Raw genomic sequence first — 9,103 nt, 5'->3', positions numbered from 1 at the left:
TTTTCATAACCTCTCATTTAAAATCAATAACTTACAACCTCCCACCCCTCCCTTTTTACCCCAGTTGCGGAAGTCGGGTTAGCTTTGTCAGGCGTCGAAGCCGCTGCCAGCACGACGGGGGTGATGCAATTAGATGCGGGCTCGACCTATGAACGCCCGCAAATTGCCCGGACAGCTACCAGGGCGGTAATGGTCGTAATGATCGAGGTGTGTGTGGCCACAGCCCTATTGGCATTCCTGACTTTGAGTACTCCGGGATTAGAAGGAGGGGAGTATAAAGAAGCCATGATCCGTCATCTCGGCGAGGTGTATGTGGGGGAATGGTTTGGTGTTGCTATTGGTGTGGTCATCGCCCTGTTGTTGTTATCCGCAGTGAATACAGCGATTAATGGCATTATTTCCGTCGTCTATGTCATGGCCCATGACGGGGAATTACCCAAAACTTTCACCTATTTGAATGGCCATGGGGTTCCTTGGCTGGCATTGATTTTGGCGACAGCCTTGCCGGTGTTGGTCTTGGAAATTGCCCGGGATGTATCGATGCTGGCCTCCCTCTACGCGATCGGGGTGGTCGGGGCCATCACCATTAACTTAGGGTCCACGGCCATGAACCAGTCCCTTTCCCTGAAAAGGTATCAACGTTACTTCATGGGGGCGACAGCGATTTTGCTTTTATTGATCTGGATAACGATTGCCGTGGAAAAACAATCAGCCCTGGTCTTTATCCTGTTTTTTACTGTAGCCGGGTTTATCGCCCGTGGTTATGCCCTCCGGAAAAAAAGTGCAGAAAGTCTCGATCTTGTCTCGGCTAATGAGGAGGAATGGAAAACAGCGAGTTTACCTGGCCCCGAGGATACTTACGAGGAATCCGGACAATCCATTCTCGTATCCGTCCGGGGTGTGACTCCCGCTTTAAAGTTTGCTGTGGAAGAAGCCCGGTTAAGGCGCGCAAGACTTTATGTCCTTTATATCAAAGAGGTTGCGGTGCAAGTACAAATACATCCCCGGTGGCAGGATGATGCGGATGCATCAAAAGTCTTTAAAGAAATTTCACAAATCGCCAAGGGGGTTCCTCTGGTTCCCCTCTTTGCATTCGGGTTTAACCCCGCGGAGTTGATCCTCGATACGAGCGCGACTTTGGGGGTGGATATTCTGATTTTAGGCGGCTCTGCGCGGAATTCCCTTTTGAAAATCCTGCGCGGAAATGTCGTCGAGGAGGTCACCCGCAACTTGCCGGAAAATATCCAGTTGATTATTTACAGCTAGAGAAGGGTCTTTAAAGGCCAGAAAAAATATTTTTTGCGCTTGCCCATCTTCACGCAAGCTTTTTCATCAATAATACATGGCTAAAGTAGTTCTAGAGAATGTCAGTAAAATCTATCGGGGAGACAAGGGAGAAGATGTCTTGGCGGTGGACGATTTTAATCTGGAAATCGATGATCAGGAATTTGTTGTATTTGTGGGGCCTTCCGGCTGTGGAAAGACGACAACACTGCGTATGATTGCCGGTCTGGAAGAGATTTCCCGCGGGAAAATCTCGATTGATGACAAGGTGGTTAATGATGTTCCCCCGAAAAACCGCGATATCGCCATGGTTTTCCAGAACTATGCCCTCTACCCACATATGACTGTTTACCGGAATATGGCTTTCGGACTGGAGCTGCGCCGTGTCCCGAAGGAGGAAATCAAGAAACGTGTACAAGAAGCCTCTGAAATCCTCAAACTCACCAAAGAGGAGCTCGACCGCAAACCGAAAGCCCTTTCCGGTGGACAGCGCCAGCGTGTCGCCTTGGGGCGTGCCATTGTCCGTAAACCCAAAGTATTCCTTTTTGACGAACCCCTCTCGAATCTTGATGCGAAAATGAGGGTGGAAATGAGGACCGAGATTTCCAAGCTCCATACGAAGTTATCTGCCACCATGATTTATGTCACCCATGACCAGGTCGAAGCCATGACAATGGCGGACCGCATCGTGGTCATGAGCCGGTCCAAAATCCAGCAAGTCGGTGAACCCTTGGATATTTATAATAATCCGACAAATAAATTTGTTGCGGAATTTATCGGTAGCCCGCCCATGAATTTTTTCAAGGGGGCAATCGTTCAGAAAAATAATACCTTGTACTTCCAGGAAGATACCCCCGGGGCAATTTCATTGAAGGTGGATGATGTCCATATTAAGCGCCTGGGCGTATATCTCGGGAAACCCGTTTATTTCGGAATCCGCCCTGAAGACATCGAGGATAAACTTTATATTGATGAAGCCCCGCCTGAACGCTGCTCCCTAGCGACAGTGGAAGTCGCCGAACCGATGGGCGCAGAAACATTCCTTTATCTTTCGAGCGGTAAGGCCTCCTTTATTGCCCGTTGTAAACCTCACGCAAAACATGACCTCGGCAATAAAGTCGAGCTAGTTTTTAACACTAAAAAATCCCACTTCTTCGATGTTACCACTGAACAAGTGATTAAATAGGACCGATTATGAATAGACCCGACTCCCGAGCAGTTGACCAATTGCGCCCCCTGACCATCACCCCAGATATCGCCCCTTACGCGACGGGTTCCGTTCTGATGGGTTTTGGTAATACCCGTGTGATTTGTGCGGTCACTGTCGAAGAGTCCGTCCCCCGTTGGATGAAAGAGCAGGGCGTGACAGGCGGCTGGGTCACCGCCGAGTATTCCATGCTACCTTATTCCACCCTCGGACGTAAACAACGCGATATCGCCAAGGGAAAAATCGATGGCCGTTCCCAGGAGATTCAACGTCTCGTGGGCCGTTCACTCCGAGCTGTCATTGATCTCGAAAAACTCGGCAGCCGCACCCTGTGGATCGATTGTGATGTACTCCAGGCTGATGGCGGCACCCGTACAGCCTCCATTACAGGAGCCATGGTCGCCTTGGCTCTGGCTGTCAAAAAACTCCAGGCTTCCGGGAAATTAGTCGACTCCCCCATCAAACAATTTGTTTCCGCCATTAGTGTCGGCATTTTTGAAGGTCAACCCGTTCTTGATTTGAATTATATCGAGGACAGTAGAGCCAGCGTGGATATGAATGTCGTCATGACTGAAAAAGGTGAATTTGTCGAAATCCAAGGTTCCGGTGAAGAATCCACTTTTACAGAGTCCGAGATGGCACAAATGCTTACCCTCGCCAAAAAAGGGATCCAAGACCTCACGACCTTCCAGAAATCTGTGCTGGCTTAGTGTCATCGACTTTAGAGGATCAGGATGAAACGCGATCCGCAGAATCGAGGGTTTGAGCCCCGCGATTTTTCCCGTGCAATTTGCGCGCGCGTGGGATTAGATACCCTGAGTTGACCGGTACTCAGTAACCAATCTAATCCTAACCGTCAGGAGGAATCTCATTATGGCTATCTCCCCGCTCGCAGGTAAACTCCCCCCGTCTGAAATTTTAATCGACGTGAGCAAATTGCTCGCCGCCTATTACGACTCGGCCCCGGATGTGGCGAACCCCAAACAAGCCGTCTCCTTTGGCACCAGCGGGCACCGAGGCACTTCGTTGAATGGTTCCTTTAACGACGCGCATATTGCCGCCATCACCCAAGCGATTTGTGAATACCGCCGGGAGGCCCATATCACCGGCCCTCTTTATGTGGGGAAAGATACCCATGCCTTGTCCGCCCCTGCGGAAAAGACCGCCTTGGAAGTCCTCGCGGCAAATGGTGTCGAAACGCTCATCCAAGAAAATGACGGATTCACTCCCACCCCGGCGATTTCCGTAGCGATCCTGACTTATAATCATGGCCGCACCAGCGGACTCTCTGACGGTATCGTGATCACCCCTTCCCATAACCCACCCAAAGACGGGGGATTCAAATATAATCCCCCTAATGGTGGTCCCGCCGATGTGGACATCACCAAGAGGGTGCAGAACCGAGCGAATGAATTGATCAAAAACGGTAACCGCGATGTCAAACGGGTGACCTATGAAAAAGCTCTCGCCGCTGCGACCACACACAAAACCGATTTTGCTCAGGGATACGTCGAGCAACTCGGGGCGATCATCGACTTTGATGTGATCAAATCTGCAAAACTACGCATCGGCATCGACCCCCTCGGCGGGGCGAGTGTCCATTATTGGGAACCCATCATTGCCCGCTACGGCATCGATGTGACCATCGTCAATAAAGCCGTGGACGCACAATTTGCTTTTATGGCCGTCGACCATGACGGGCAAATCCGCATGGATTGCTCCAGTGCCTACGCCATGACCCCCTTGATCGCACTCAAGGACAAATACCAAATCGCCGCCGGTAATGACACCGATTCTGACCGCCACGGCATTGTCGCGCCGTCTGTGGGGCTCTTGAATCCGAACCACTTTCTGGCCGTGTCCATCCGCTACCTTTTTAGTCACCGCCCGCAATGGGGTGCCCACGTCGGCATCGGCAAAACCCTCGTCAGTAGCTGCATCATCGATAAAGTCGCCGCCAAGCTTGGGCGCAAATTGCTCGAGGTCCCCGTGGGATTCAAGTGGTTCGTCAATGGTCTCTTTGACGGTTCCTTAGGTTTCGTCGGAGAGGAGAGTGCCGGGGCGAGTTTCCTGCGTAAAGACGGGCATGTCTGGAGTACTGACAAGGACGGGATCATCATGGACTTGCTCGCTGCTGAGATGACCGCAAAGGAAGGTAAAGACCCGGGTGAACAATTTGCGCAGATCACTGCGGAATTTGGGATCCCGTATTATTCCCGCGTCGATGCAGCCGCTACCCGTGAACAAAAAGCCATCCTCTTGGACCTCTCCCCTGACAATGTGAAGGAAAACACGCTGGCCGGTGACCCGATCACCGCCAAGCTCACAAAAGCCCCCGGTAATGGTGCCGCCATCGGCGGACTCAAAGTCACGACTGACTGCGGCTGGTTCGCCGCCCGCCCCTCAGGGACTGAAGACGTTTACAAAATTTACGCTGAAAGTCTCAAGAGTAAAAATCATCTCCAACAAATCCTCTCCGAAGCTAAACAAATGGTCGACGGGGTATTAAAAGGATGATACTTCAAACCTCACTTGTGGGCTTTTCCACGCCCGTATTTTTCCTTTGATGGGGGGCTAGGGGGGGGGAAGCAGGGATTTAATCCATCCGGTCGGAATCGACCACGACGACGCCGGTCGCCCCGATCCGGAGGGGTTTATTTTTATCGAGGTTTTTGATATGGATACGGACATTATAACGGTTTGCCAAACGGACCCAATCCACGGTGGGATCTATTTTTGGGAGCATCTGGACTGTCGCGCCGTCTTCCTGATAGATTGCCCAACCGGTGCCGGAGACTTCCCCCTCTAAAATCAGTTGGGGATACATTTTGAGGTAAATTTTCACCGGGTCACCATTATGGATGATGCGGATCTGGGTTTCCTTGAAACGCGCATTCACCCACCAGTCGCCATCGACGACGAGGGCAAAGAGGGCTTTACCTTCATTTACGTAGGTGCCCTCCTGGATGTTTTCATTTGTGATATATCCAGATTTTGGCGCGTAAACTTTTGCATAGGACAGATTGAGTTCTGCACTTTTGAGCGCGGCCTCTGCGGCTTTGAGGATCGGGTTACTCTGGACAGTGGAGCTGAGCTGGGCCTGGGCCGCAATCAGGCTCGACTGAGCTTCATTCAGAGCTTGCTGGGTGGAGTTTACTTTAGTCTGTTGGTTTTGATAAGGGATTTCCGCGATGGCCCCGTCCTTGAGCATACCCTCATAACGGGTGAGGATATCCATCTGGTTGGTTAAGTCCACTTGGATCGTTTTGACCTGAGTCTGTGCCGATATCACACCCGCTTCCAGTGTGGCGACAAAATCAAAGGCATGTTTTTTTTCGGCTAGGGCCTTGTCATAAACCGCTTCGAAAGTGGAAGGATCAATCTCGAAGAGAAGGTCACCTTCCTTGACGTATTGGTTCTCCCGGAAATGTTTTTTGACGATCGGTCCGCTGACCCGTGCGGTGACCCCGATGATATAGGCCTGCACACTGATATCATTGGTCGTGGGGTGGGAGACTTGGTAAGAGGCGAATACCACAACGAGGAATACGGCAAAAAGAATAATGATAGAGGCGAATAATTTACGCCACCAGCCCCCTTTTTTTGCAGGTGCAGCCGTTTCATTCGTGCGGGATGTGGCGGGTTCTGGCATAATTAAAAATAAACGAAGAACAACATGTAACTGATGATAAAAAAGATGGTGATAATGGCGAAACGCAGGAGCATTTGGAAATAACCCGGCTCAGGAACCAAGTGCGGCTCGATCTTCAGGCTTACGATGGAGCCCACCGTGATGCCGATGAGCGAGCAGATCAGCCAGGCCGGAATAAAAATGCCCCCAAATGAAATCTCCCTCACACAACCGCATGACAGTAACAGGCACGCAAGCAAGGCCGCGTTGCGCGAGCATTGAACTATGGGGAGAGGGATTTTCACGTTCTCATCCTTTTGCCATGATTGCGGATCAATAAAAAGCAAAATCTTTTTCTTCCCCCCGGGATTTTTACTCGCCACGGGCAGTGAGCCCCCTTACTTTGTGGGGGCAATGGCCTTGAGAGATACTTTCTTTACCGAGAATGCGTTCCAAATGGGGATCAAGACGATTGTGGCTTCATCTTTGGCCCTGCTGGTCGCACAGGCGTCCCATCTTTTTAACGGCTACTGGATTCTGGTCACAGTGATGATCTTGAGTAATGCCAGCCCGATTCTCGCCTGGCAAAAAAGTGTGGGCCGGATTATCGGTACGCTGGCAGGATCCCTGATGGCGGTTGTTGTTTCTAGTGTGTTTGTCCAATCCCCGGTGTGGCTTGTCATTATTATCTTCAGTTTCATGGTTATCAGCGGTTACGGTTCATTCGCCTCAGAGTATCCATACGCATTTACCATTTCCGGGGTGACCTTCCTTTTTATCATTTACACGGTGATGACGAATCCTGCCAATCTCTTCAACGTGGCCTTCTACCGGACTTTCGACATCATCCTGGGTATTACGATTTCATGGGTGGTGAATCAAATATTTTGGCCCCGGCCCTATCGGCAAAATATTCCTAAGGCCTTCCGTCAAAGTATTGTCGATATTAAAGCAATTTGCGCGGCAGTGATCCGCCGCTTGGAGGGCGAGGACGGCGGCGGGGAGTTTGATTATTCCGCACTCAGTAAAAAGAACCAGCAAGTCATCGACTTGAATATGGGGCTGCTGGCCAATATCCGGAAGAGTTCTTCCCTGAAGGAGTCTTCAATCGACCATTTTATCAGAATCTCCACCGGCCTCAAGGATGTGCTTTTCAAGATCGATTTTTTAATCGACCTCTTGGAGGTGCAGGATCACGTGCACGCTGTGCGTGAAATGAAGGCCGATATCGCGCAACGTTACGCTTCCGTCGTGAAAAGATTAGACCACGTTATGTTCGCCCTCGGCCCTGTCGTGGATGGGTTTATCTATGACCCAGTGGAGACTGTGGATACCACGACATACAGGCGGCTGTATGAATTCCTGCGCGAGAGGCGCCTGGTAAGTGCAGGGGCTGTCACGGATGATCTCACGGTCATCGAGACATTAAGGACATTTGAGTCCATGGAGGAGTCCCTCTACCAGCTCCAGATGGATATACAGGAGCATTCCTATGCCGAACCCCAGATCCTTTTCCATCCCCGCCCGCTTTATTACATGATGGATCATTTGAAAGGACATTTAAGATCCCCTGATGCCCACGCACTGCGACACGGGATTAAAATCGGGCTGGCTGTCCTGATCGGGTTTTATATTTATTATGCCACAAAATGGTCGGGTTCATTCCTGATGATTATTACCATCATCATCGTGATGCAGCCGAATCTCGGTAGTGGACTCAAAATGATGGTCCAGTGGACGGGTGGGGCGGTGATCGGGGCTTTTGTCGGGCTTTTTTATGTGACCGCCATCTTTCCTTCGATTAACTCCATGGGGGCACTCCTCTTGGTGCTGGCCCCCTTCTTTTATATCATTGGCTGGGGAGTCGCGGAGCGCCCAAATCAAGTGGCTGTTTATATAGATATGGGCATTATTCTGGGAGTATCCGTATTCGGCCAGCAATATGCGGCCCCGGCGGATCTGGCTCGGTTTTTCCCGCTGGCCCTCGGTGTGATCGCCGGTTCCTTTATTGGTAGCGTGGTGAATTATTTTGTCTGGCCCATCCAAGCCCGGGGGATGCTCCTGCGCAAATTGCACGACTTGGTCCACGACTCACGCGAAATATCCGCGATCCTTTTAGGGTCTTATGCCGAGCCCGTCACTGATTTCGAGAGGGTCCGTATCATCCGTACACAGGCGCAAATGGTCGGGGCCGATGCGACCAAACTCCTAGCCGATGCCCAGACGGAGTTAACCGGAGCGACACTGGATTTAAAGAATGTTTCCCGCCTGATCAGCCTTTTGAGGACCTTACCCATCCATCTCACTGTCGCAGGGAATATCTGGCAAAAATGTATGAATCTGGATATCTCGCGCAATTTGCTGCGCGAAGAGTTTCACCACGCTTTTGACGAGATTAATAACCGGATGATCTCCCTGGAGAAAGCCCTCGATAAAGGCTGCCTGCCCCCGTCCACCACCGCCCTCGACGAAAGCCTCGCTGCCATTGAATCAAAAATCGTCGAATTAAAAAAGGACCGGGGCCGCTTGATTCTTGATCCTTCCGATTTTGCGAAATTTGTGCTCCTCCGACAAACCCTCTTTGCCGTCAGCCGTTTCCTCAATCAAATCGATTCTGTCGGTGAACTCCACTGCGCCCCCGCCCCCGCCCACCACGTCCTCCGTAAAGCTTTTGTCGGTTAAGCGAGGCTGATTTTCACCACGAGGACTACGAGGGTGGAAATTTTGATTTTTGTGTAGGGCGAGCGGCCCTGCTTGCCTCCTCTGGGACGAATTTCCCCCCCAAAGACTACGAAGGAAAAAGATTCTCTCGCGAAGTTCGCCAAGGACGCAAAGTTTTTTTAAAATGGGATATTGCACGACAGAGGTCACCAAGAAGGAGATTTTTCCCCAGCCCTGAAGGGGCGGAACCATACCAGCCCACGGGCAACGCCCTGGGTTTACGGTTTAAAAAAAACGCCCGAGCCCTGTAGGGGCGACGC

Annotated in this window: 7 protein-coding genes; 5 read left to right on the top strand and 2 right to left on the bottom strand. The window is 51.1% G+C overall.

Going from position 1 to position 9,103, the window contains the following annotated elements; genetic code table 11:
- Positions 1-84 precede the first annotated feature (84 nt).
- The 4 genes from SGI98_10060 (at position 85) to pgm (ending at position 5,008) form a co-directional block, all read left to right on the top strand.
- A complete protein-coding gene (locus tag SGI98_10060) occupies positions 85-1,266 on the top strand; it encodes an amino acid permease (protein MDZ4743746.1) in 1,182 nt (393 codons plus the stop codon).
- Between the two features lie 76 nt (positions 1,267-1,342).
- On the top strand, positions 1,343-2,470 hold the full coding sequence (gene ugpC, locus SGI98_10055) for a sn-glycerol-3-phosphate ABC transporter ATP-binding protein UgpC (GenBank protein ID MDZ4743745.1): 1,128 nt from the start codon (positions 1,343-1,345) through the stop codon (positions 2,468-2,470).
- An 8-nt stretch (positions 2,471-2,478) separates the two neighbouring features.
- Positions 2,479-3,201 (top strand): ribonuclease PH, encoded by a 723-nt coding sequence (rph, locus tag SGI98_10050; GenBank protein ID MDZ4743744.1) that lies wholly within the window; start codon positions 2,479-2,481, stop codon positions 3,199-3,201.
- Between the two features lie 163 nt (positions 3,202-3,364).
- A complete protein-coding gene (pgm, locus tag SGI98_10045) occupies positions 3,365-5,008 on the top strand; it encodes a phosphoglucomutase (alpha-D-glucose-1,6-bisphosphate-dependent) (GenBank protein MDZ4743743.1) in 1,644 nt (547 codons plus the stop codon).
- A gap of 79 nt (positions 5,009-5,087) precedes the next feature.
- Here pgm and SGI98_10040 read toward each other — a convergent pair whose 3' ends face one another.
- Entirely contained in the window at positions 5,088-6,143 is a 1,056-nt protein-coding gene (locus SGI98_10040) for an HlyD family secretion protein (protein ID MDZ4743742.1), read from the bottom strand.
- A 2-nt stretch (positions 6,144-6,145) separates the two neighbouring features.
- On the bottom strand, positions 6,146-6,469 hold the full coding sequence (locus SGI98_10035; GenBank protein ID MDZ4743741.1) for a hypothetical protein: 324 nt from the start codon (positions 6,467-6,469) through the stop codon (positions 6,146-6,148).
- 67 nt (positions 6,470-6,536) lie between these two features.
- Here SGI98_10035 and SGI98_10030 point away from each other — a divergent pair, with 67 nt between their 5' ends.
- Entirely contained in the window at positions 6,537-8,804 is a 2,268-nt protein-coding gene (locus SGI98_10030) for an FUSC family protein (GenBank protein MDZ4743740.1), read from the top strand.
- The last annotated feature ends 299 nt before the right edge of the window (positions 8,805-9,103 follow it).

The organism is Verrucomicrobiota bacterium (assembly GCA_034440155.1).
Lineage (GTDB): Bacteria > Verrucomicrobiota > Verrucomicrobiia > JAWXBN01 > JAWXBN01 > JAWXBN01.
Note: the sequence above shows the minus strand (reverse complement) of the source record. Positions and strands in the feature narration are given on the sequence as shown.

Excerpts from the sequence above, each read along its gene's own strand:
- ugpC (MDZ4743745.1), top strand. The coding sequence starts at position 1,343 with ATGGCTAAAGTAGTTCTAGAGAATGTCAGTAAAATCTATCGGGGAGAC.
- rph (MDZ4743744.1), top strand. The coding sequence starts at position 2,479 with ATGAATAGACCCGACTCCCGAGCAGTTGACCAATTGCGCCCCCTGACC.
- pgm (MDZ4743743.1), top strand. The coding sequence starts at position 3,365 with ATGGCTATCTCCCCGCTCGCAGGTAAACTCCCCCCGTCTGAAATTTTA.
- SGI98_10040 (MDZ4743742.1), bottom strand. The coding sequence starts at position 6,143 with ATGCCAGAACCCGCCACATCCCGCACGAATGAAACGGCTGCACCTGCA.
- SGI98_10030 (MDZ4743740.1), top strand. The coding sequence starts at position 6,537 with ATGGCCTTGAGAGATACTTTCTTTACCGAGAATGCGTTCCAAATGGGG.